Source organism: Pseudomonas sp. GW458-11-26-14-LB4 (genome assembly GCF_059423925.1).
On the sequence record NZ_JBWKYU010000013.1, the window covers coordinates 62,951 to 84,553 of the forward strand.

The 21,603-nt window shown below is 61.2% G+C and carries 22 protein-coding genes; 8 read left to right on the top strand and 14 right to left on the bottom strand.

All coding sequences use genetic code 11. From position 1 onward, the window contains the following. Window positions 1-56: 56 nt before the first annotated feature. The 5 genes from dnaX (at window position 57) to AC07XZ_RS18215 (ending at window position 5,751) form a co-directional block, all read left to right on the top strand. Window positions 57-2,141, top strand: coding sequence for a DNA polymerase III subunit gamma/tau (gene dnaX, locus AC07XZ_RS18195; RefSeq protein WP_085747890.1), 2,085 nt, complete (start codon window positions 57-59; stop codon window positions 2,139-2,141). Between the two features lie 67 nt (window positions 2,142-2,208). Further along, a complete protein-coding gene (locus AC07XZ_RS18200) occupies window positions 2,209-2,547 on the top strand; it encodes a YbaB/EbfC family nucleoid-associated protein (RefSeq protein ID WP_007951650.1) in 339 nt (112 codons plus the stop codon). 280 nt (window positions 2,548-2,827) lie between these two features. Beyond that, entirely contained in the window at window positions 2,828-3,862 is a 1,035-nt protein-coding gene (gene curA / locus AC07XZ_RS18205; RefSeq protein ID WP_102686957.1) for an NADPH-dependent curcumin/dihydrocurcumin reductase, read from the top strand. Between the two features lie 66 nt (window positions 3,863-3,928). Beyond that, entirely contained in the window at window positions 3,929-4,531 is a 603-nt protein-coding gene (gene recR / locus AC07XZ_RS18210; RefSeq protein ID WP_007951652.1) for a recombination mediator RecR, read from the top strand. A 71-nt stretch (window positions 4,532-4,602) separates the two neighbouring features. Further along, the gene (locus AC07XZ_RS18215; RefSeq protein WP_102686958.1) at window positions 4,603-5,751 is read left to right on the top strand and encodes an acyl-CoA dehydrogenase family protein; all 1,149 of its coding nucleotides are present in this window, start codon (window positions 4,603-4,605) and stop codon (window positions 5,749-5,751) included. A 58-nt stretch (window positions 5,752-5,809) separates the two neighbouring features. Here the strand turns inward: AC07XZ_RS18215 and AC07XZ_RS18220 are convergent, their stop codons facing one another. Both AC07XZ_RS18220 and fnr read right to left on the bottom strand, forming a co-directional pair. Then, window positions 5,810-6,358, bottom strand: a complete 549-nt coding sequence (locus AC07XZ_RS18220) for an adenine phosphoribosyltransferase (protein WP_003223345.1) — start codon at window positions 6,356-6,358, stop codon at window positions 5,810-5,812. A gap of 78 nt (window positions 6,359-6,436) precedes the next feature. Next, window positions 6,437-7,171: a fumarate/nitrate reduction transcriptional regulator Fnr gene (fnr, locus tag AC07XZ_RS18225; RefSeq protein WP_039770035.1), complete on the bottom strand. Its 735-nt coding sequence runs from the start codon at window positions 7,169-7,171 to the stop codon at window positions 6,437-6,439. A gap of 155 nt (window positions 7,172-7,326) precedes the next feature. Here fnr and AC07XZ_RS18230 point away from each other — a divergent pair, with 155 nt between their 5' ends. Next, window positions 7,327-7,809, top strand: a complete 483-nt coding sequence (locus AC07XZ_RS18230) for a hypothetical protein (protein WP_102686959.1) — start codon at window positions 7,327-7,329, stop codon at window positions 7,807-7,809. Here AC07XZ_RS18230 and hemN read toward each other — a convergent pair. The 6 genes from hemN to ccoG all read right to left on the bottom strand — a co-directional run bounded on the left by hemN (window position 7,806) and on the right by ccoG (window position 14,812). After that, window positions 7,806-9,188 carry an oxygen-independent coproporphyrinogen III oxidase gene (hemN, locus tag AC07XZ_RS18235; RefSeq protein WP_011333280.1) on the bottom strand — a complete coding sequence of 461 codons (1,383 nt, stop codon included), beginning with the start codon at window positions 9,186-9,188 and terminating at the stop codon, window positions 7,806-7,808. The genes AC07XZ_RS18230 and hemN overlap by 4 nt on opposite strands. A gap of 82 nt (window positions 9,189-9,270) precedes the next feature. Further along, on the bottom strand, window positions 9,271-9,954 hold the full coding sequence (locus AC07XZ_RS18240; RefSeq protein WP_039770036.1) for a sulfite exporter TauE/SafE family protein: 684 nt from the start codon (window positions 9,952-9,954) through the stop codon (window positions 9,271-9,273). After that, window positions 9,947-10,159: a cbb3-type cytochrome oxidase assembly protein CcoS gene (gene ccoS, locus AC07XZ_RS18245; RefSeq protein WP_102686960.1), complete on the bottom strand. Its 213-nt coding sequence runs from the start codon at window positions 10,157-10,159 to the stop codon at window positions 9,947-9,949. The genes AC07XZ_RS18240 and ccoS overlap by 8 nt, the downstream gene beginning before the upstream one ends. 22 nt (window positions 10,160-10,181) lie before the next feature. After that, window positions 10,182-12,632 (bottom strand): heavy metal translocating P-type ATPase, encoded by a 2,451-nt coding sequence (locus AC07XZ_RS18250; RefSeq protein ID WP_102686961.1) that lies wholly within the window; start codon window positions 12,630-12,632, stop codon window positions 10,182-10,184. Window positions 12,633-12,845: 213 nt separating this feature from the next. Further along, on the bottom strand, window positions 12,846-13,385 hold the full coding sequence (locus AC07XZ_RS18255) for a FixH family protein (protein WP_102686962.1): 540 nt from the start codon (window positions 13,383-13,385) through the stop codon (window positions 12,846-12,848). Between the two features lie 11 nt (window positions 13,386-13,396). Then, the gene (gene ccoG, locus AC07XZ_RS18260; protein ID WP_085747882.1) at window positions 13,397-14,812 is read right to left on the bottom strand and encodes a cytochrome c oxidase accessory protein CcoG; all 1,416 of its coding nucleotides are present in this window, start codon (window positions 14,810-14,812) and stop codon (window positions 13,397-13,399) included. Window positions 14,813-15,353: 541 nt separating this feature from the next. On the opposite strand from ccoG, the gene AC07XZ_RS18265 reads away from it, so the two are divergent. Then, window positions 15,354-16,349 (top strand): metallophosphoesterase family protein, encoded by a 996-nt coding sequence (locus AC07XZ_RS18265; RefSeq protein WP_102686963.1) that lies wholly within the window; start codon window positions 15,354-15,356, stop codon window positions 16,347-16,349. 68 nt (window positions 16,350-16,417) lie between these two features. Continuing rightward, window positions 16,418-16,675 (top strand): hypothetical protein, encoded by a 258-nt coding sequence (locus AC07XZ_RS18270; RefSeq protein WP_085747881.1) that lies wholly within the window; start codon window positions 16,418-16,420, stop codon window positions 16,673-16,675. A 75-nt stretch (window positions 16,676-16,750) separates the two neighbouring features. Here AC07XZ_RS18270 and ccoP (AC07XZ_RS18275) read toward each other — a convergent pair whose 3' ends face one another. From ccoP (AC07XZ_RS18275) to AC07XZ_RS18300, 6 genes are all read right to left on the bottom strand, one after another. Beyond that, entirely contained in the window at window positions 16,751-17,734 is a 984-nt protein-coding gene (gene ccoP, locus AC07XZ_RS18275; protein WP_039770046.1) for a cytochrome-c oxidase, cbb3-type subunit III, read from the bottom strand. Beyond that, complete coding sequence (locus AC07XZ_RS18280; protein WP_003175465.1) at window positions 17,731-17,916, bottom strand: CcoQ/FixQ family Cbb3-type cytochrome c oxidase assembly chaperone; 186 nt, start codon at window positions 17,914-17,916, stop codon at window positions 17,731-17,733. Before AC07XZ_RS18280 ends, ccoP (AC07XZ_RS18275) begins: the two co-directional genes overlap by 4 nt. A 5-nt stretch (window positions 17,917-17,921) precedes the next feature. After that, entirely contained in the window at window positions 17,922-18,530 is a 609-nt protein-coding gene (gene ccoO, locus AC07XZ_RS18285) for a cytochrome-c oxidase, cbb3-type subunit II (protein WP_007905434.1), read from the bottom strand. Continuing rightward, window positions 18,530-19,972: a cytochrome-c oxidase, cbb3-type subunit I gene (gene ccoN / locus AC07XZ_RS18290; RefSeq protein WP_102686964.1), complete on the bottom strand. Its 1,443-nt coding sequence runs from the start codon at window positions 19,970-19,972 to the stop codon at window positions 18,530-18,532. The genes ccoO and ccoN overlap by 1 nt, the downstream gene beginning before the upstream one ends. 481 nt (window positions 19,973-20,453) lie before the next feature. Beyond that, entirely contained in the window at window positions 20,454-21,407 is a 954-nt protein-coding gene (ccoP, locus tag AC07XZ_RS18295; RefSeq protein WP_102686965.1) for a cytochrome-c oxidase, cbb3-type subunit III, read from the bottom strand. Next, window positions 21,404-21,601, bottom strand: coding sequence for a cbb3-type cytochrome oxidase subunit 3 (locus AC07XZ_RS18300; protein WP_085613303.1), 198 nt, complete (start codon window positions 21,599-21,601; stop codon window positions 21,404-21,406). Before AC07XZ_RS18300 ends, ccoP (AC07XZ_RS18295) begins: the two co-directional genes overlap by 4 nt. Window positions 21,602-21,603: the final 2 nt, after the last annotated feature.

Here is a 21,603-nt window from a genome sequence, read left to right on the forward strand (position 1 = left end):
TGCCCTTGCTCCGCTAGCATTAGCCGCTTCTGCTTCCTTTGCCGCGACGGTTTTCGATGAGTTATCAGGTTCTTGCACGTAAATGGCGTCCGCGCTCGTTCCGCGAAATGGTCGGCCAGACCCATGTGCTCAAGGCTCTGATCAATGCCTTGGACAGCCAGCGGCTGCACCACGCCTACCTCTTCACGGGTACGCGGGGCGTCGGCAAGACCACGATTGCGCGGATCATTGCCAAATGCCTGAACTGTGAAACAGGTATCACTTCAAGCCCTTGTGGCGAGTGTTCGGTGTGCCGCGAGATCGATGAAGGCCGCTTCGTCGACCTGATCGAGATCGACGCCGCGAGCCGGACCAAGGTCGAGGACACCCGCGAGCTGCTCGACAACGTGCAGTACGCACCAAGCCGCGGGCGCTTCAAGGTCTACCTGATCGACGAAGTGCACATGCTCTCCAGCCATTCCTTCAATGCGCTGCTGAAAACCCTCGAAGAGCCGCCGCCCTACGTCAAGTTCATCCTGGCGACTACCGACCCGCAGAAACTTCCGGCAACGATTTTGTCGCGATGCCTGCAGTTCTCCCTGAAGAACATGACCCCGGAGCGGGTGGTCGAGCATCTGACCCACGTTCTGGGCGCCGAAAACGTCCCGTTTGAAGACGACGCCTTGTGGCTGCTCGGCCGCGCGGCCGACGGTTCGATGCGTGACGCCATGAGCCTGACCGATCAGGCCATCGCCTTCGGTGAAGGCAAGGTATTGGCCGCCGACGTGCGGGCGATGCTCGGTACGCTGGATCACGGTCAGGTCTACGACGTGCTGCATGCGCTGATCGAAGGCGACGCCAAGGCATTGCTAGAGGCCGTGCGCCATCTGGCCGAACAGGGGCCGGACTGGAACGGCGTGCTCTCGGAAATTCTCAACGTGCTGCACCGCATCGCCATCGCCCAGGCCTTGCCGGAAGGTGTCGACAACGGTCACGGCGACCGTGACCGGGTGCTGGCACTGGCCCAGGCCTTGCCGGCCGAAGACGTGCAGTTCTATTACCAGATGGGCCTGATCGGTCGCCGCGACTTGCCGCTGGCGCCGGACCCGCGAGGCGGTTTCGAAATGGTGCTGCTGCGGATGCTGGCCTTCCGGCCGGCAGACACGGCGGACGCCCCGAGGCAACCGCTAAAGCCAGTGGGGATCAGCCAGGCCACAGTTGATTCCGCAAACTCAGTGGCTGCCGCGCCGAAACCTGCGCCGGTAGTTGCTGCGGCTGTTGCGCCCGCGCCAGCGCCGGTGGTTGCACCTGCGCCGGCTCCCGAGCCTGCACCGGTTGCCCCGGTGATTGCGCCTGAAACCGTTCCTGAGCCAGAGCCCGAGCCGGTCGCCGTTGAAGAAGTCGTCGACCTGCCGTGGAACGACCCGGTAGAACCGGCGCCTGTGCAGCAGCCAGCGGTCGAGCCGGTGCTGGAAACCACCGCCGAACAACCGGATTTGCCGCCGATGCCGCTGCCGACCCCGGACAGCGTCGTGCCGGACGCCCCGGAGTGGGCCGCCGCGCCGATCCCCGAGCCGTCAGTAGCCGAGGTCGATGCCGCCACGCCGGGCATGGACATGGACGACGAGCCGCCGCTCGACGAGGACTACATCGAGCCGGACATGGATTCGGCCTACAGTTACCTCGACGATCTGGCCAGCGAACACGCCGCAGAACCGGCCCCGGAGCCCGAGCCGGAACCTGCCGCCGCGCCGGCCACCGGTCTGGCCCTGCAATGGCTGGAGCTGTTCCCGCAACTGCCGATCTCCGGCATGACCGGCAGCATCGCCGCCAACTGCACGCTGATCGCGGTCGATGGTGACAACTGGCTGATGCACCTGGACCCGGCCCACAGCGCCTTGTTCAACGCCACCCAGCAACGTCGTCTCAACGATGCGCTGAATCAGTTCCACGGGCGCACGCTGACCCTGACCATAGAGCTGATCAAGCCCGAGCAGGAAACCCCGGCCCAGGCCGCTTCCCGGCGTCGTGCCAACCGTCAGCGCGAGGCGGAGGAATCGATCCACGGCGATCCGTTCATCCAGCAGATGGTCCAGCAGTTCGGTGCGGTCGTGCGACACGATACTATTGAACCTGTCGACGCCCTGGTCAGTCAGGGCTAATAACTGAGGGCGTCCGGCCTGTATGGCCGGGCGCTGTTTTGATCCAAGTACTTTTGAGGTGATTCCCATGATGAAAGGTGGCATGGCCGGCCTGATGAAGCAGGCGCAGCAGATGCAGGAAAAAATGGCCAAGATGCAGGAAGAACTGGCCAACGCCGAAGTCACCGGCAAAGCCGGTGGCGATCTGGTCACCGTGGTGATGACCGGTCGTCATGACGTGAAAAAAGTCAGCATCGACCCGAGCGTACTGCCTGGCCTGGACGAAGACGACCGCGAAGTGGTCGAGGATCTGGTGGCTGCAGCCGTCAACGCCGCCGTGCGTCAGATCGAAGCCAACAGCCAGGCCAAGATGGGCAGCATGACCGCTGGCATGAACCTGCCGGCCGGTATGAAACTGCCGTTCTGATTCGCCTTTGCGGGTTGGATGAGCTACAAAAAATGCCAGGCATCGCGCCTGGCATTTTTGTTTCCGCCCGATCGTTCCCACGTCGAACCGTCTGCGTGGGAATGCAGCCGGGGACGCTCCGCGTCCCAAATCCAACGCCGTACACGGAGCGTCCGTTAAGCTATTCCCGCGTGGGCAGATCGAGACCTCGAACGGGCAACGATTATCAAGCGGAACGCAGCATGCCCACCAAGGTCTGCTCCCTATACCGCCGAATTCACCATTCACAGGAGACGCTGACATGTCCGACCCTCTGACCCTCAATCAACGCTTCGTGCTGGCCTCGCGGCCGGTGGGCGCGCCAACGCCCGAGAACTTCCGTCTGGAGCGCGAGGCGCTGCCGGATCTTGAAGACGGCCAGGTGTTGCTCAAGACCCTGTACCTGTCGCTCGATCCCTACATGCGCGGGCGCATGAGTGACGCACCGTCCTACGCGGCGCCGGTACAAATCGGCGAGGTGATGACCGGCGGCGCTGTCAGCCGGGTCGAACAGTCGCGTCATCCGAAATTCCATCCCGGCGATCTGGTCGTCGGTGCCACTGGCTGGCAAAGCCACAGCATCAGCGATGGCCGCAACATCATCCCGATCCCGTCCGGGCTGCCGAGCCCGTCGATGGCGCTCGGGGTACTGGGCATGCCTGGCATGACCGCGTACATGGGACTGATGGACATTGGCCAGCCGAAAGAAGGGGAGACTCTGGTGGTCGCCGCCGCTTCCGGCGCAGTGGGTTCGGTGGTCGGTCAGGTCGCCAAGATCAAAGGCCTGCGCGCCGTCGGCGTGGCCGGTGGTGCCGAGAAGTGCAAATACGTGGTCGAAGAACTGGGCTTCGACGCCTGTATCGATCACAAGGCACCGGACTTCGCCGAGCAACTGGCCAAAGCCTGCCCCAATGGCATCGACATCTATTATGAAAACGTCGGCGGCCACGTTTTTGATGCCGTCGTGCCGCTGCTCAATCCCAAGGCGCGGATCCCGCTGTGCGGCCTGATTGCTGCCTACAACGCCTCGGAAGCGCCGAAAGGCCCGGATCGCTTGCCCGCCTTGCAACGGACCTTGCTGACCAAACGCGTACGGATTCAGGGCTTCATCGTGTTCGACGACTACGGTGACCGTCAGCCGGAATTCATCAGCGCCATGGTGCCGTGGGTACGCGATGGCAAGGTGAAGTTCCGCGAGGACGTGGTCGAGGGCCTGGAGCAGGCGCCTGAGGCGTTTATCGGGCTGCTGGAGGGGCGCAACTTCGGCAAACTGGTGGTGAAGGTCGCCCAGGACTGAGGATTTGACGCTGGCCGGAGGCGCGGGTATAAACCGCGTCTCGTTGTTTTGTCGGACTTTTTCCCCATGAGCTTCAGCCCTTTGATTCGCCAACTGATCGACGCCCTGCGAACTTTGCCGGGCGTGGGTCAGAAAACTGCTCAGCGTATGGCGTTGCAGTTGCTCGAACGTGACCGCAGCGGCGGTACGCGTCTGGCCCAGGCCTTGAGCCAGGCCATGGAAGGGGTCGGACACTGCCGCCAGTGCCGCACGCTGACCGAAGACGATCTGTGCCCGCAATGTGCCGACACCCGCCGCGACGACACGCTGCTGTGCGTGGTGGAAGGGCCGATGGACGTTTACGCGGTCGAGCAGACCGGATTTCGCGGTCGCTATTTCGTGCTCAAGGGGCACCTGTCCCCGTTGGACGGGCTCGGCCCGGAGGCCATCGGCATTCCGCAATTGATGGCGCGGATCGAAGAGGCGGGCACCTTCACCGAAGTCATCCTCGCCACCAACCCGACCGTGGAAGGCGAAGCAACCGCCCACTACATCGCCCAGTTGCTGCAGAACAAAGGCCTGATCGCCTCGCGCATCGCCCACGGCGTACCGTTGGGTGGCGAACTGGAACTGGTGGACGGCGGCACGCTGGCTCACTCGTTTGCCGGGCGCAAGCCGATTTCCCTCTGAGCCACACAATCCTGTTGAAAACCAAGCAAGCGCTCGGTTAAGTTCGGCGAACCCTTCCATGGAGTTCGCCGATGCCCGCCTTCCAGGAATACTTCGACCCCAGCCACCAAATGGTCCGCGACAGCGTCAGACGTTTCGTCGAACGCGAGATCCTGCCGGACATTGATGTGTGGGAAGAAGCCGAAAGCTTTCCCCGTGATCTGTACCTCAAGGCCGGTGCGGCCGGGATCCTCGGCATCGGTTACCCCGAAGCGCTGGGCGGCAGTCACGAAGGTGATCTGTTCGCCAAGATCGCCGCCAGCGAAGAACTGATGCGCTGCGGCTCCGGCGGGCTGGTGGCCGGGCTTGGTTCGCTCGATATCGGTTTGCCGCCGATCGTAAAATGGGCCCGGCCTGAAGTCCGCGATTGCGTCGTCCCCCAAGTGCTCCGCGGCGAGAAGATCAGCGCCTTGGCCGTCACCGAGCCGGGCGGCGGTTCCGACGTCGCCAACCTGCAGACCCGCGCCGTACGCGACGGCGACCATTACCGGGTCAGTGGCAGCAAAACCTTTATCACCAGTGGCGTACGCGCCGACTACTACACCGTCGCGGTGCGTACCGGTGCGCCCGGTTTTGGTGGCATCAGCCTGCTGTTGATCGAGAAGGGTACGCCGGGTTTCACCGTCGGCCGGCAACTGAAGAAAATGGGCTGGTGGGCGTCGGACACGGCTGAATTGTTCTTCGACGATTGCCGGGTGCCTGTGGGAAATCTGATCGGCGCGGAGAACATGGGCTTTGCCTGCATCATGGGCAACTTCCAATCCGAGCGTCTGGCCCTTGCGTTGATGGCCAACATGACCGCGCAACTGGCGCTGGAAGAAAGCCTGAAGTGGGCGAAGGAGCGACAAGCGTTCGGCAAACCCATCGGCAAGTTCCAGGTGATCAAGCATCGCCTCGCGGAAATGGCCACGGCGCTGGAAGTCTCGCGGGAGTTCACCTACCGGCAGGCGGCGAAAATGGCGGCGGGGCAGAGCGTGATCAAGGAAATTTCCATGGCCAAGAACTTTGCCACGGACACTTCGGATCGCATCACCAATGAAGCGGTGCAGATTCTTGGCGGGTTGGGTTATATGCGCGAAAGCCTGGTGGAGCGGCTGTACCGGGATAACCGCATCTTGTCGATTGGCGGCGGGACGCGGGAAGTGATGAACGAGATCATCAGCAAGCAGATGGGACTGTAATCTTCGGTGTTTGATCGTTCCCACGCGGAGCGTGGGAACGATCGAGGCGCGGGGCTGATTATTTATCAGTCAACGCAAACTGCGTCAGGCAGAACGTCGGAATCCCCATGTCCTCAAGACGCTGCGAGCCACCCAGCTCTGGCAGATCGATGATCGCCGCCGCTTCATGAACGCGGGCGCCCATGCGGCGGATCAGGTTGGCCGCTGCGATCAGCGTGCCGCCGGTGGCGATCAGGTCATCGAACATCACCACCGAGTCGCCTTCGCACAGGCTGTCGGCATGCACTTCGAGGAACGCTTCGCCGTACTCGGTCGCGTAACCTTCGGCCAGCACGTCCGCCGGCAGCTTGCCCTGCTTGCGGAACAACACCAGCGGCTTGTTCAACTGATAGGCCAGTACCGAACCGATCAGGAAACCACGCGCATCCATCGCACCGATGTGGGTGAAGTCGGCTTCGACATAGCGGTGGGCGAAGCTGTCCATCACCAGGCGCAGAGCCTTGGGCGACTGGAACAGCGGGGTGATGTCGCGAAAGATCACACCCGGTTTCGGGAAGTCGATCACGGGGCGGATCAGGGATTTGATGTCGAAGGAGTCGAAGACCATCGTCGAGGTGTCCTGGCAGGGCTGCAAACGGCGCAGTATACCCGCGGCTGAAACGATTCGCTCGGCCGCGGGTCGAGATCAGACTTCGAGCGAGCCGCCGGCCAGGGCGCAGAGCTGGATCGGGTCGAGGATGTGGATTTCCTTGCCTTCGGCGGCGATCAGTTCGTTCTGCTGGAAGCGGGTGAAGACCCGGGACACGGTTTCCACCGCCAGCCCCAGATAGTTGCCGATTTCATTGCGCGACATGCTCAGGCGGAACTGGTTGGCCGAGAACCCGCGAGCGCGGAAACGTGCCGACAGGTTGACCAGGAAGGTGGCGATGCGCTCGTCGGCGGTTTTCTTCGACAGCAGCAACATCATTTGCTGGTCGTCGCGGATTTCGCGGCTCATCACGCGCATCAACTGGCGGCGCAGCTGCGGCAATTGCAGGGCCAGCTCGTCGAGGCGTTCGAAGGGGATCTCGCAGACCGAAGTGGTTTCCAGCGCCTGGGCGGAAACCGGGTGTTTCTCGGTGTCCATGCCGGACAGCCCGACCAGTTCGCTCGGCAGGTGGAAGCCGGTCAGTTGCTCTTCGCCGGTGTCGCTCAGGCTGAAGGTCTTCAGAGCGCCGGAGCGTACTGCATAAACGGAATCGAAGGTGTCGCCCTGGCGGAACAGGAACTCACCCTTTTTCAACGGGCGACCCCGTTTAACGATTTCGTCCAGCGCTTCCATGTCTTCCAGATTCAGCGAAAGTGGTAGGCAGAGAGGGGCCAGGCTGCAATCCTTGCAATTAGCCTGGTTGTGAGCGCGCAGTTTAACTGGCTCGGACATTTCTTAAATCCTTGTGGGAAAACACACATAAGGCGTAAGGGTAACCCAGCGGAGGACATTCAGGCCAGCCTGTGGCGAGATTGCCCCCACGGCATAAAGCCGCAGGGATGACGGCCGATAAACAGGTATCTGACGGCATGCAAGGAACCGCTTCGATGACTGCTATTGGTACGCTGACCCCCGGTAACAGTGGCGTTGCGTCGTTGCTGGAAAGTGCTGAAACCTCCGTTGACGATGAGTCCGGCACAGACGCGGCATCATTGGGAAGCCCGACCTTGGTCGAGGGCGTCAAAGTGTCGCTGTCCGGTGCCGCCATTGCAAAATCCGCCGGTGCCGGCGGGAAAAACCGCGATATCGAAGAAAGCGGTTTGCCTGAAAACGTCCAGCAATTGCTGAAGATGATCCGCAAGTTTCGCCAGCAGATCGCCGAGAAGAACGCCCAGATCAACGCGCTGATGGCCAACAAGACCCTTTCCAACGAAGAGCGGTTCGCCAAGATCGCTGCCCTCAAAGGCGCCATCTCCGCCCTCAACAACGGTCTGATCACCGCCAATCTGTCCCTGGCCAAGGTCATCGACCAATCAAGCCTGACCGCTGACCAGAACCTGAAAACCAACTCGCTGCTGATGAAGAGCTAAATCACCCGCGAAAAACGCTGGCGGTTCTGCTGTTCCAGATACGCGTCGAACACCATGCACACTGAACGCACCAGCAGGCGCCCGGCCGGCAGCACGGTGATGCGCTCGCGATCCAGTTCGATCAGCCCGTCCTGCGCCATGCCTTGCAGTTGCGGCCAGAGCGCGCCGAAGTAGCCCTGAAAATCGATGTTGAAGCTGCGCTCGATCTCGGCGAAATCCAGGCTGAAATTGCAGATCAGTTGCTGAATCACCGCGCGGCGCAAGCGGTCGTCGGCGTTGCACACCAGGCCTCGGCTGGTGGCCAGTTGCGCGCCGGCGAGGGTGTTCTGGTAGTGATTGAGGTCGCTGCTGTTCTGGCAGTACAGGTCGCCGATCTGGCTGATGGCCGACACGCCCAGGCCGATCAAGTCGCAATGGCCGTGGGTGGTGTAGCCCTGGAAATTGCGTTGCAGGGTCGACTCTTCCTGAGCAATCGCCAGTTCATCGTCGGGCAGGGCGAAGTGGTCCATGCCGATGTAGCGGTAGCCGGCGGCGGTCAGTTGTTCGATGGTGCGCTGGAGCATTTCCAGTTTCTGCGCCGGGCTCGGCAGTTCGTTGCCGTTGATCCGCCGCTGCGGCATGAAGCGTTCCGGTAGGTGCGCGTAGTTGAACACCGAGAGCCGGTCCGGTTGCAGGCTGATGACTTCCTCGACGGTGCGGGCGAAGTTGTCCGGGGTCTGCTTGGGCAGGCCGTAGATCAGGTCGATGTTGATCGAACGAAATTGCAGTGTCCGTGCTGCATCGATCACCGCACGGGTTTCTTCCAGGCTTTGCAGGCGATTGACCGCCCGTTGCACCGCCGGGTCGAGATCCTGCAGGCCGATGCTGACCCGGTTGAAGCCCAATTCGCGCAGCAGGCCCATGGTCGACCAGTCGGCTTCGCGTGGATCGATTTCGATGCCGTAATCGCCGGAATCGTCATCCAGCAGATTGAAATGTTTGCGCAGGTGCGCCATCAACTGGCGCAATTCGTCGTGGCTGAGAAAGGTCGGCGTGCCGCCGCCGAAATGCAGTTGTTCGACTTTCTGCGCCGGGTCGAGGTGGCAGGCGATCAGCTGGATTTCCTGCTCGAGCCGTTGCAGATAGGGCAGCGCACGGCCGCGATCCTTGGTGATGACCTTGTTGCAGGCGCAGTAGTAGCAAATGTTCGCGCAGAACGGCACGTGCACGTACAGCGACAGCGGGCGCAGGGCCTTGCGGCTGTCGCGCAGGGCGTGGAACAGGTCGAAGGTGCCGACCTGACTGTGAAATTGCACGGCCGTCGGGTACGAGGTGTAGCGCGGCCCCGCCAGGTCGTAGCGGCGGATCAAATCGGTGTCCCAACGAATGGCGTCGAGCATGCGGGCATTCCCCCGGATAGGCTGGCAGTGTGCCGAGTCTAGGGGAGGGCACAAAAAGGCATCTTGATTTGCATCAACGGGATCAGTGGCCCATCAGCCAGTGCTGGTGCGGCCCCGGCAGGGTCCAGATGCCGAACAGGATCACCAGCAAGCCGCCGGCCATGCGCACGCTGCGTTTGCGCAACAGTGCCGTGACCCGCTCGGCCGCGAGGCCGGTCGCCAGCAATACCGGCCAGGTGCCGAGGCCGAAGGCCAGCATCAGCAAGGCGCTGTCGAGTGCATTGCCCTGACTGGCCGACCACAACAGCGTGCTGTAAACCAGCCCGCACGGCAGCCAGCCCCACAGCGCGCCGAGCAGCAAAGCGCGAGGCAGGCTCGACACCGGCAGCAAGCGGTTGGCCACCGGTTGAATGTAGCGCCACAGTCCGCGACCGAGGCTCTCAATGCGGGTCAGGCCGCTCCACCAGCCTGCCAGATACAGACCCATGGCGATCAGCAGCAACCCCGCGAGTACGCGCATGAACAGCGCAGCAGGACTGTTGGCAACAGCCCATCCCGCCAGTCCGATCAGCAATCCCGCCGTGGCATAACTGAGAATCCGCCCGAGGTTGTAGGCCAGCAACAATCGAAAGCGTCGGCTGCGTTGTTCCTTGGGAATCGCCAGGGTCAGTGCGCCCATCAAGCCTCCGCACATGCCCAGGCAATGGCCGCCGCCGAGCAGGCCAAGGATCAACGCAGACACCAGCAGCGGCGCCAGTTCAAGCATGGGGTGGCGCCTTGTCGTCCGGTTTGGTCGGGTTGGCTTCGTCCACTGCGGCGGTGTGGTTCGGGTCCTGATCGTCGAACAGGATGCTGTGGGCCGGACCATCGAGGTCGTCGTACTGGCCGCTGTCCACCGCCCAGAAGAAGATGTAGACGGCGATGGCCACGATCAGCAGCGCGGCCGGAATCATCACGTAAAGAGCTGGCATCTGTACTCCATGCCCGCGCGGCTCAGGCCGGCAGCGGGCGGGTTTCTGACGTGGCGCTGACGGCCGGCGCACTCGGCAGGCGAGTCAGGCGCAGGGCGTTGAGCACCACGGTCAGCGAACTGATCGACATGCCGACGGCGGCCCATGCCGGAGTGATCCAGCCGAGGGCGGCGAACGGCAACATGAGGCCATTGTACAGCGCGGCCCACAACAGGTTCTCGATGATCACCCGACGGGTGCGGCGGGCCAGCGTGAAGGCCTGCACCAAAGCGTCGAGCCGGTTGGACAGCAGCACTGCGTCGGCGCTGGTTTTCGCCAGATCGGTGGCCGAGCCCATGGCCACGCTGATGTCCGCAGCGGCCAGCACCGGCACGTCATTGACGCCGTCGCCGAGCATCAACACCTTGCGGCCGTCCCTGTGCAGTTGTTGCAGCACTTGCAGCTTGTCGTCCGGACGCAGACCGCCCCGGGCCTCGTCGATACCCAGTTCGGCAGCGACGCTGGCGACCATCGGCGAACTGTCGCCCGACAGCAGCAGTGTGCGCCAGCCGCGCGCCTTGCAGGCGGCGAGCAGGACCGGAGCGTCGTCGCGCAGACGGTCGTCGAGGGCGAACCAGGCCAGCGGTCCCTGGAGGTCACCGAGCAGCAGCCATTGCCCCGGCTCCTTCGGCATCGACGGCACAGGCGCGGCGCTGAGATCGCAGACAAAATCCGCCTGACCGATGCGCAAACGTTGTTCGCCGACCAATCCTTCAAGCCCCAGGCCCGGCGTGCTGTGGACATCTTCGGCAGCCAGCGGTGCGCGACCGAAGGCGCGGGCGATCGGGTGTTCGGAACGGTTTTCCAGGGCGGCGGCGAGGCTCAGGCATTGATCGCTGTCGAGGGCGCCAAGCGGGCGGATCGAACGCAGCACCAATCGGCCTTCGGTGAGGGTGCCGGTCTTGTCGAAGATCACCGTGTCGATCTGGTTCAGGCCTTCCAGCACATGGCCGCGGGTCAGCAGCAGGCCGAGTTTATGCAGGGTGCCGGTGGCGGCGGTGAGGGCGGTCGGCGTCGCCAGCGACAGCGCGCACGGGCAGGTTGCAACCAGCATCGCGAGGACGATCCAGAACGCTCGCGACGAATCCAGCTCCCACCACAGCAGGCCGATGGCGGCGGCTGCGATCAACGACAACAACAGGAACCATTGCGCGGCGCGGTCGGCGATTTCCGCCAGCCGTGGTTTTTCCGCCTGGGCGCGATCCAGCAGGCGAACAATGGCCGAGAGTCGCGTGTCCTGACCGAGCGCCTGCACTTCGACGGTCAGCGCGCCTTCCACGTTCAGCGTGCCGGCGGTGACGGCGTCGCCCTTGGCGCGCGGTTGCGGCAGGTATTCGCCGGTCAGCACCGATTCGTCGATGCTCGATTGACCGTCGAGGATCTTGCCGTCCGCCGGCAGCACCGAACCCGGTTGCACCAGCACGCGATCACCGAGGCGCAGTTCGCTGAGCAGGATGCGTTCGCTCTGGCCGGCGTCGTCGAGGCGCAGGCACGAGGCGGGCAACAGATTGACCAGTTGTGCGGTGGCAGCGGCGGTGCGCTCGCGGGCGCGACGTTCGAGGTAGCGCCCGGCGAGCAGGAACAGGGCGAACATGCCTACCGCGTCGAAGTACAGCTCGCCGACCCCGGTGATCGAAGTCCAGATCCCGGCGACATAAGCCGCGCCGATCGCCAGTGATACCGAGACGTCCATGGTCAGGTGACGGGTGCGCAGGTCGCGCATGGCCCCTTTGAAAAACGGCGCGCAGCTGTAGAACACGATCGGCGTGGTGAGGAACAGCGCGACCCAGCGCAGGATCGTGTGCAGTTCCGGGCTGAGGTCGATGTTGAATTCCGGCCAGGTCGCCATGGTCGCCATCATCGCCTGAAACCACAGCAGCCCGGCGACCCCGAGTTGGCGCAGGGCAAGGCGGTTTTCGCTGGCCAGTTGTTCGCTGGCGCGGTCGGCCTGATACGGGTGTGCGGCGTAGCCGATGTGGCGCAGTTCGCCGAGGATCTGGCTCAGCGGCAACTGAGTGTCTGCCCAGCGCACATGCAGGCGATGGTTGGACAGGTTCAGCCGCGCCTCGGCCACAGCGGGCAGGGTGCGCAGGTGTTTCTCGATCAGCCAGCCGCAGGCGGCGCAACTGATGCCTTCCATCAGCAACGTGGTTTCGGCCAGTTCACCTTCGTGACGGACGAAAGGTTGCTGCACGTCGGCGCGGTCGTACAGCTCAAGCTCATCGACCAGTTGCACCGGCAGCGCTTCGGGGTTGGCCGAAGCTTCGCTGCGGTGCTGGTAATAGCTTTCCAGGCCGCCGGAGACGATGGCTTCGGCCACGGCCTGACAGCCGGGGCAGCAGAACTCGCGGGACTCCCCGAGCACGACGGCGGTGAAGCGGCTGCCGGCCGGGACGGGCAGGGCGCAGTGGTAGCAGGGGAGTGGAGTGGTCATGGCATTGTCGAGGGAATAAACCCTTGGAATCGAGTGGTCCGCTTGCCCTCACCCCAGCCCTCTCCCGGAGGGAGAGGGGGCCGATCGGTGGTGGCCGGATTAATGGGTTCAGTCAGCGACATCGTCACTGGCATACATGGCACGTGCAAGCGTCCGAGAACAGTTCCCTCTCCAGGGGGAGAGGGCCAGGGTGAGGGGGCACTTGCAGGCTGCTTAATTCTTCAGGTCTTCTGCACCCTGCAGCGGCTCATCACCCAGCAACAAATCCTTGTCATGGCTGACCAGCTCTTCTTCGAACATCCGCCACACGTGATCGTCCTCAGTACCCAGCAACTCCACAAAACGCCGGCCTTCGATCTTGTCGCTCAACTGGCCGATGTAACGACCCGTTTCAGTCTCGCTGCGCGCCAAGACGATCTTGCGATCCTTCTCCGGCTGGGTCGGCGAGATCAGGTTCAGTTCCAGGGTTTTCGGCTGGCTGTCGCCGCTCAGGCGCAGGTCGACTTCGCCGGTCACATCATCCAGATGCACGGCAGCGCGCATCTTCAGGGTCTGGGCCAGCAGTTCGCGATCCAGCGAACGGTTGATGCCTTTGCCGGCCTCGTAGTAGTTGTCGTTGACCAGGTTGTCCGGGTTGTTCACCGCGATGGTCACCATGGACAGCGTCAGGGTCACCGAACAGGCCAGAATCCCGATGATGATCCATGGCCAAAGCTGCTTGTACCAGGGACTTGCGGCGTTTGCTGCGGGCATGTTCAGTTCTCTCAACGATTTTGTGGGCCGATGAACCGGCTCTTGGCTTCTACGTGGACGCTGTCGTCATCGGCATCCTTGAGGATGAATTTCACCTCGTTGGTGCTCGATGGCAATTGTTCAGGCGCGCTCGACAGCTCGACCGGCATGCTGAAGATTTCCCCGGCCGGCACCTTGATCTCGCGCTTGCCTTGCAGGCGCAGATCCGGCAAACCGGCGGCTTCCAGCACGTAGGTGTGGTCGCGCTGATCCTTGTTCATGATCTTCAGGCTATAGACGTTTTCGATCCGGCCTTCAGCGTTTTCGCGGTACAGCACGCGGTCCTTGCTGACGTCGAAACCCACCAGCGAACGCATGAAGAAGGCTGTCACCAACAGGCTGATCATCGCCAGCAGCACCACGGCATAACCGATCAGGCGTGGACGCAGTTTATGGGTTTTCTGCCCGGACAAGTTGTGTTCGGTGGTGTAGCTGATCAGCCCGCGCGGGTAATCCATCTTGTCCATGATGCTGTCGCAGGCGTCGATGCACGCGGCGCAGCCGATGCACTCGATCTGCAGGCCGTCGCGGATGTCGATGCCGGTCGGGCAGACCTGAACGCACATTGTGCAGTCGATGCAGTCGCCCAGGCCTTGGGCCTTGTAGTCGACGCCTTTCTTGCGCGGGCCACGGCTTTCGCCGCGACGCGGGTCGTAGGAAACGATCAGGGTGTCCTTGTCGAACATCACGCTCTGGAAGCGCGCATACGGACACATGTAGATGCACACCTGCTCACGCAGCCAGCCGGCGTTGCCGTAAGTGGCGAGGGTGAAGAAACCGACCCAGAAATACGACCAGCCATCGGCTTGCCCGGTGAAGAACTCGAAGACCAGTTCGCGGATCGGCGAGAAGTAGCCGACGAAGGTCATGCCGGTGACGAAACCGATCAGCAACCACAGCGCGTGCTTGGCGAATTTGCGCAGGAATTTGTTGGCGCTCATCGGCGCCTTGTCGAGCTTGATGCGCTGGTTGCGGTCGCCTTCGGTGACCTTTTCGCACCACATGAAAATCCACGTCCACACGCTTTGCGGGCAGGTGTACCCGCACCAGACCCGGCCGGCATACACGGTGATGAAGAACAGGCCGAACGCCGCAATGATCAGCAGCCCGGAAAGCAGAATGAAATCCTGCGGCCAGAACGTGGCGCCGAAAATGAAGAACTTGCGTTCCGGCAGGTTCCACCACACCGCCTGATGGCCGCCCCAGTTCAGCCACACCGTACCGAAATACAGCAGGAACAGCGCCGCGCCGCCCATCATCCGCAGGTTGCGGAACAGGCCGGTGAAAGCACGGGTGTAGATTTTTTCTCGAGAGGCGTAAAGGTCGACGCTGTTGTTCGCGTTCTTGTTGGGGGGCGTGACGTCGTGTACCGGAATCTGGTTGCTCATCATTGCATCCCACGGCAGTGGAAAAATGCCTCGGTCGATACGTGCCGGCCGGGGTCAAAAAGGGGTGTTGCAGTGGCCCAATGATACGCCTGTCATACCGACGAACGGGTGCGACCTTTGGTCGCGTTGGGGAAAAATCATGGATGGTGTAGCGAATGTAACAAAGCGTGATGCAGATCAATTGACTTGTTGAGTATGGACGGTTTTTTCCGGGTGGCGAGCCGAATCGTCCAACACGCCTGGGGGGCAGCCCTGGCTCAGGATGCCGTTTGCTTCAGGGGCATCCGGCGGAGTTATTGCAGGTCTCAAGCTGAAAAGCGCTGGAAGGTTTAACTTTTTATAGAATCGATTGAATAGTTAAGTTGGGTTGTGTGTTGTGGGTATTAGTTGTTGCATGAGGTGTTTTGCTCGGGCTTGAAATATATAAAATCAATTGCTGCTTGTCGGGCATTTGAAATAAACATCGTTCTCGAATAGTTTGCGTCTGCGGCTGTTCGCAGCTGAGTTTATCTATTATTTATATGAGCAAGGATTGAGTTGTATGTTTATCAAGGAAGTAACAAGGCTGGTGGCGTGTCTGTGTGTATTGTTTGCACCGTTCGCGCTGTCCAGTGAAATGATGCCGCGGCATATGGTTTTCGCATCGGACCCTCAGTACCCATGGACGGACAGAACGGATAGTGGCCAGGCAGAGTCGGATGAGGATTTTGAAAAGCGCGCCAAATGGCTCGTGGATAGCCAGTTTGCGAGCATTGTGGAGTTTCGCAGCAAAATGGGTGGTCAGGCTGAAGTGCCATTGATGATCAACGGCGATATCACGGCTTTCGGTCATCCTTATCAGATTTCATACATGAAGTCCGCGCTGAAAAAATACTTTGGCAGTGATTATTTATATGGATTGGGGAATCATGACTATCAGAATAACGTCGATGATTGTCTGGGTAATCGCTGCGCCGTAAACAGCGTCGTCGAATACCATGAACATCATGCTGGCAAGGTCGATGATTTTGATGTGCGTGTGACGGGTGGCGGATTTGGCAAACAGTATGATGGCAGTCTTGCCTACTCGAAGAATATCGGTCAGGTGCACCTTGTTCAGTTGAACAATGAGCCTACTTACGAAGTTCAACTCAAACATCCGTTGCACGACATGAAAATCAGCCAGTCCCTGGATTGGCTTGATAAAGACTTGAGGGTTGCGCGGGCTCAGGGTTACGCAATCATCATCAATATGCACAAGCCCGATGACTGGGAGGGCGATGCGCAGCAGTGGCAGCGTTTTCAGGACATGATCGAAAAGTATGAGGTCACGGCCATTTTTGCCGGCCACTACCACACGCGGGGAGGCTCCAGAAAATGGTGGGGTAAAGTCCCGGTTTTTCTCAGCGGCGGGACTTCCCAACAGACCTACCTGACGGCGAGCTTCACCGAGGATGGCAAGCAAATGCACGTCAACCTGGTCGAGAACAATGAGTGGCAAAAGCCGCGATTCGTGCACACGGTTCCGGTGAAATCCATCTGGGCCAGTCGCCCGTAAATCATTGCCTGGGCATCGCTTTTATTGGCGTTGCCCGGGACAGCTGACACTTTTCAAGGATGAAACGTATGAACAAAAGCAAGATCAAGGCACTCGGCATTACTCAGAAAGAAATCGATGCATTGGACGTCATTCTCAATAGCGCCATTCCGGGGGCTTCCCTGGCCGTCGCGTACCTGCAAGCGGCTTTGGGAACGATTGAGTCGGCTGAAGATGGAGAGGGCACGAAGCAGCCGGGTGGCCCGAACAGCAACCGGCCTGATGACGCTGGCAAGCAGCGCAAGCCCTCAGGCCTGGACAGTCTCGGTGGAGGCAACATTCTTTGAATCAGCACTGAGGTGAAACAAAACGGCCCCGCCAATTCTCATGGGCGGGGCCGTTTTTTGCTTCAAGCGTTGGCCTTACTGGGCCTCGGCTTCCGCTGGTTTTTCACCGTGGGACAGGCTGTAAACATACGCCGCCAGCAGGTGAACCTTGTCGTTGCCTTGCAGTTGTTCCTGGGCAGGCATCTGGCCCTGACGGCCGTAACGGATGGTCTGCTGCAGTTGGGCGAAGCTCGAACCGTAGATGAACGCGGCCGGGTGGGTCAGGTCAGGTGCGCCCATGGCTGGCGTACCTTTACCCGCCGGGCCGTGGCACGCCACGCAGTTGGCGGCGAACAGTTTCTGGCCGTTGGCCGGATCTGCCTTGGTGCCTTCCGGCAGCTTGCGGCCATCCAGATTGGTCAGCACGAACGCGGCCACGTCGGCCACGCCTTGCTCGCCGATCACTTCAGCCCAGGCCGGCATCACCGCGTGACGACCGCCCATGATGGTGGTCTTGATGGTTTCCGGCTCGCCGCCCCAGCGCCAGTCGGCGTCGGTCAGGTTAGGGAAACCATAAGCGCCCTTGGCGTCGGAACCGTGGCAGACCGAGCAGTTGGAGGCGAACAGGCGGCCACCCATCTTCAGGGCTTGCGGATCCTTGGCCACTTCTTCGATCGGCATGGCGGCGAACTTGGCGAAGATCGGACCGAACTTGGCGTCCGAGCGAGCCATTTCCTTTTCCCACTCGTGAACGCCGGTCCAGCCGGTCTGGCCGTTGGCGAACGCGGTCTGCTTCTCGGTATCGAGGTAGTTGTAACCCGGCAGCAGGCCTTTCCAGTTGCCCAGGCCCGGGTACAGCACCAGATAACCCAGAGCGAAGACGATGGTGCCCACGAACAGCATGAACCACCATTTCGGCAGCGGGTTGTCGTACTCCTCGATTCCGTCGAAGGAGTGGCCCACTGTCTCGTCCGTCTGTTCGCTGCGCTGGCCCTTGCGGGTCGACAGCAACAGCCAGGTCAGGGAAAAGATCGTACCGAGACTGAGGACTGTGACGTACAGACTCCAGAATGTAGTCATTCTTTGTTACTCCTAGAAGCTTGCTCGACGTGCTTGATGGCTTCGGGATCATCCGCGAAGGGCAGCAAGGTCGCGTCTTCAAACTCCGACTTGCGCTTGGGGCTGAACACCCACAACGCCAGGCCGATGAAGGCAACCATCACGACAACGGTGCCCAGGCCTCGAATCATCCCGATATCCATCTAGATCACCGTTTGCTTTTGATGATGGTGCCCAGGCCTTGCAGATAGGCCACCAGCGCGTCCATTTCGGTTTTACCCTTCACAGCGTCTTTTGCACCGGCAATGTCTTCGTCGGTGTAAGGGACGCCGAGCGTGCGCAACACTTCCATTTTCTTGGCCGTGTCTTTGCCGTCGAGCTTGTTTTCCACGAGGAACGGGTAAGCCGGCATTTTCGACTCAGGCACGACGTTGCGCGGGTTGTACAAGTGCGCACGCTGCCAGTCATCGGAGTAACGACCGCCGACACGGGCCAGGTCCGGACCGGTACGTTTGGAACCCCACAGGAACGGGTGATCCCAGACGCTTTCACCGGCGACCGAGTAGTGGCCGTAGCGTTCGGTTTCGGCACGGAACGGACGGATCATCTGCGAGTGGCAGCCGACACAGCCGTTGGCGATGTAAACGTCGCGGCCTTCCAGTTCAAGGGCGGTGCGCGGCTTCATGCCTTCGACCGGCTTGTTGGTGACGTCCTGGAAAAACAGCGGAACGATTTGGGTCAGGCCACCGACGCTGACGGCGATGACCATGAAGAAGGCCAGCAGGCCAATATTCTTCTCGACAGCTTCATGCTTCATCAGTGAGCTCCAACTACGGCGATCTTGGCGGCGGCTTCGGCTTCAGCCGGGTTCGAGGCGCGCACGGTGCGCCATACGTTGTAAGCCATCAGCAGCATGCCGCTGGCGAAGAACGCACCGCCCAGAGCTCGGACGATGAAGCCAGGGTGGCTGGCCTGCAGCGCTTCGACGAACGAGTAGGTGAGGGTGCCGTCGTCGTTGATTGCACGCCACATCAGGCCCTGAGTGATGCCGTTGACCCACATCGAAGCGATGTACAGAACGGTACCGATGGTTGCGAGCCAGAAGTGCGCGTTGATCAGGCCGGTGCTGTGCATCTGCGCACGGCCGAACAGTTTCGGGATCATGTGGTAGATCGCGCCGATCGAGATCATCGCTACCCAGCCGAGTGCGCCGGCGTGTACGTGGCCGATGGTCCAGTCGGTGTAGTGCGAGAGCGAGTTGACGGTCTTGATCGCCATCATCGGACCTTCGAAGGTCGACATGCCGTAGAACGCCAGCGATACCACGAGGAAACGCAGGATCGGGTCGGTGCGCAGCTTATGCCAGGCGCCCGACAGGGTCATCATGCCGTTGATCATGCCGCCCCAGCTCGGTGCCAGCAGGATGATCGACATCGCCATGCCCAGCGATTGTGCCCAATCCGGCAGCGCGGTGTAGTGCAGGTGGTGCGGGCCGGCCCAGATGTACAGGGTGATCAGCGCCCAGAAGTGCACGATCGACAGACGATAGGAGTAGATCGGACGTTCGGCCTGTTTCGGCACGAAGTAGTACATCATCCCCAGGAAGCCGGTGGTCAGGAAGAAGCCCACGGCGTTGTGGCCGTACCACCACTGGATCATCGCGTCGGTGGCGCCCGAGTAAGCCGAGTAGGACTTGAACAGGCTGACCGGCAGCGACATGTGGTTGACGATGTGCAGCATCGCGGTCACCACGATGAACGCACCGTAGAACCAGTTACCGACATAGATGTGCTTGGTCTTGCGCTTGGTGATGGTGCCGAAGAACACCAGTCCGTAGGAAATCCAGACAATGGCCAGCAGAATGGCGATCGGCCATTCCAGTTCCGCGTATTCCTTGGTGGTGGTGTAACCCAGCGGCAAGGTAACGATCGCGCCGACGATCACCGCTTGCCATCCCCAGAAGGTGAAGGCCGCGAGGCTGTCGGAAATCAGTCGCGTCTGGCAGGTTCGCTGCACGACATAGTAGGAAGTGGCAAACAGTGCACAACCACCGAAGGCGAAAATCACCAGGTTTGTGTGCAACGGGCGCAGGCGTCCAAAGCTCGTCCACGGCAGACCGAAGTTCAACTCCGGCCAGACCAGTTGCGAGGCGATGAAGACACCGAGCCCCATGCCAAGGATCCCCCAGACCACCGTCATGATGGCGAACTGGCGGACTACCTTATAGTTATAAGCAGTCGGACTGATTGCTGTGCTCATTCTAAGGTTCCACGGTTTGGGTGTTTTATTAGGATTAAAATCGGCCGCAAGTATGTAGAAAGCAGGGGGTCAATGCAACGCGCCATGACCTGGGTCAATGCTTTCCAACGCTGATTCTGCGGCCTTTCCATGCGCCGCGTAAGGACAAAATTGCCCTCGGGCAAAATGTCGCAGCGGACGAAAAAAGCGAGGGGTCCCGGTCGGATGTAACGGGGTGTGTTCGAACGCTCGGTTCGGGTGACGGACGGTAATTGGCACGACAGCCGGTATCTACCGGCCTTTGCGGCCATGTCAGTCAGCCGATTCGTTCAACGCCTCGCTCGGGGTCGACCTGGAACCGGCACGGGCCAGTCCGCATCGAGCAAGCGTAGACCCGAATCCGGGTAACCGAAAGGAGAGCGGGTGAAGGGGTGCGACAATGCGTCGCAAAGGGGCTGGAAACTGCCGCACTGGAAACGTGCGGCAGACTTGTGCGCAATGATTACTTTTTATTGTCCTCAGTAATCAGTTTTTCTGTATTCAATCCATTGCTCAGGCTGTACACATAAGCGGCCAGTAATTGCACTTTATCGTTACCCAGCAGCTCGTTCTGAGCGGGCATGTGGCCTTGACGGCCATGGCGAATGGTCTGCTCGAGCTGGGTCAGGCTGGTGCCGTAGATGAAACCGGCCGGGTGCGTCAGGTTCGGCGCGCCCATGGCTTCGGTGCCTTGGCCGTTTGCCCCGTGACAGGCGGTGCAGGTTATGCTGAACGCCTGCTGACCCGCTTGGAGATCAGCCTTGTTGTCCGCCGGCAGTGGCTGCCCCGCCAGTTCATGACGCACATAGGCGGCGACGTTTTTCACGCCAGTCTCGCCCAGCACGTCACCCCACGCCGGCATCGCCGCCATCCGGCCACCCATGATGGTGGTCTTGATGGTGTCGGCGCTACCGCCCCAACGCCAGTCCTTGTCGGCGAGGTTAGGGAAACCGAACGCGCCCTTGGCGTCCGAGCCGTGGCACACCGAGCAATTGGAGGCGAACAGACGGCCACCCATTTTCAGCGCCTGCGGATCCTTCGCCACTTCTTCCACCGGCATCGCGGCGAATTTGGCGAAGATCGGCCCGAATTTGGCGTCAGCCTTGCTCATTTCCTTTTCCCATTCGTGGACGCCGGTCCAGCCGTCCTCGTAGCCGGGCAGGATGCCTTTCCAGTTGCCCAGGCCCGGATAAAGGATCAGATAACCCACGGAAAACACCAGCGTGCCGGCGAACAGCATGAACCACCACTGCGGCAGCGGGTTGTCGTACTCCTCGATGCCGTCGAAGCTGTGGCCCATGGTCTGGTCGACGCTGCCCTTGGTTTCGCCCCGACGGGTGCCGACCAGCAGCCAGGTCAGGCCGATCAGGCTGCCGATGGTCAGTACGCAGATCCACGTACTCCAGAAGGTGGTCATGGCCGGGTACTCCTTGTTTCATTAACTTGGGTAGTGTCGGGTTGCGGCTCGTCGGCAAACGGCAGCAGGCGCGCTTCGGCGAATTCCGGCGTGCGCTTGCGGTTGAACACCCACAGGGTCAGGCCGACGAAGGCCACGAACACCACGACCGTGCCGAGGCCGCGAATCAGCCCCGCGCTCATTTCAATGACCATGG

Bases quoted from the DNA above. Each gene is read 5' to 3' on its own strand.
- dnaX (WP_085747890.1), top strand. From the start codon at position 57: ATGAGTTATCAGGTTCTTGCACGTAAATGGCGTCCGCGCTCGTTCCGC.
- AC07XZ_RS18200 (WP_007951650.1), top strand. From the start codon at position 2,209: ATGATGAAAGGTGGCATGGCCGGCCTGATGAAGCAGGCGCAGCAGATG.
- curA (WP_102686957.1), top strand. From the start codon at position 2,828: ATGTCCGACCCTCTGACCCTCAATCAACGCTTCGTGCTGGCCTCGCGG.
- recR (WP_007951652.1), top strand. From the start codon at position 3,929: ATGAGCTTCAGCCCTTTGATTCGCCAACTGATCGACGCCCTGCGAACT.
- AC07XZ_RS18215 (WP_102686958.1), top strand. From the start codon at position 4,603: ATGCCCGCCTTCCAGGAATACTTCGACCCCAGCCACCAAATGGTCCGC.
- AC07XZ_RS18220 (WP_003223345.1), bottom strand. From the start codon at position 6,358: ATGGTCTTCGACTCCTTCGACATCAAATCCCTGATCCGCCCCGTGATC.
- fnr (WP_039770035.1), bottom strand. From the start codon at position 7,171: ATGTCCGAGCCAGTTAAACTGCGCGCTCACAACCAGGCTAATTGCAAG.
- AC07XZ_RS18230 (WP_102686959.1), top strand. From the start codon at position 7,327: ATGACTGCTATTGGTACGCTGACCCCCGGTAACAGTGGCGTTGCGTCG.
- hemN (WP_011333280.1), bottom strand. From the start codon at position 9,188: ATGCTCGACGCCATTCGTTGGGACACCGATTTGATCCGCCGCTACGAC.
- AC07XZ_RS18240 (WP_039770036.1), bottom strand. From the start codon at position 9,954: ATGCTTGAACTGGCGCCGCTGCTGGTGTCTGCGTTGATCCTTGGCCTG.
- ccoS (WP_102686960.1), bottom strand. From the start codon at position 10,159: ATGCCAGCTCTTTACGTGATGATTCCGGCCGCGCTGCTGATCGTGGCC.
- AC07XZ_RS18250 (WP_102686961.1), bottom strand. From the start codon at position 12,632: ATGACCACTCCACTCCCCTGCTACCACTGCGCCCTGCCCGTCCCGGCC.
- AC07XZ_RS18255 (WP_102686962.1), bottom strand. From the start codon at position 13,385: ATGCCCGCAGCAAACGCCGCAAGTCCCTGGTACAAGCAGCTTTGGCCA.
- ccoG (WP_085747882.1), bottom strand. From the start codon at position 14,812: ATGAGCAACCAGATTCCGGTACACGACGTCACGCCCCCCAACAAGAAC.
- AC07XZ_RS18265 (WP_102686963.1), top strand. From the start codon at position 15,354: ATGTTTATCAAGGAAGTAACAAGGCTGGTGGCGTGTCTGTGTGTATTG.
- AC07XZ_RS18270 (WP_085747881.1), top strand. From the start codon at position 16,418: ATGAACAAAAGCAAGATCAAGGCACTCGGCATTACTCAGAAAGAAATC.
- ccoP (WP_039770046.1), bottom strand. From the start codon at position 17,734: ATGACTACATTCTGGAGTCTGTACGTCACAGTCCTCAGTCTCGGTACG.
- AC07XZ_RS18280 (WP_003175465.1), bottom strand. From the start codon at position 17,916: ATGGATATCGGGATGATTCGAGGCCTGGGCACCGTTGTCGTGATGGTT.
- ccoO (WP_007905434.1), bottom strand. From the start codon at position 18,530: ATGAAGCATGAAGCTGTCGAGAAGAATATTGGCCTGCTGGCCTTCTTC.
- ccoN (WP_102686964.1), bottom strand. From the start codon at position 19,972: ATGAGCACAGCAATCAGTCCGACTGCTTATAACTATAAGGTAGTCCGC.
- ccoP (WP_102686965.1), bottom strand. From the start codon at position 21,407: ATGACCACCTTCTGGAGTACGTGGATCTGCGTACTGACCATCGGCAGC.
- AC07XZ_RS18300 (WP_085613303.1), bottom strand. From the start codon at position 21,601: ATGGTCATTGAAATGAGCGCGGGGCTGATTCGCGGCCTCGGCACGGTC.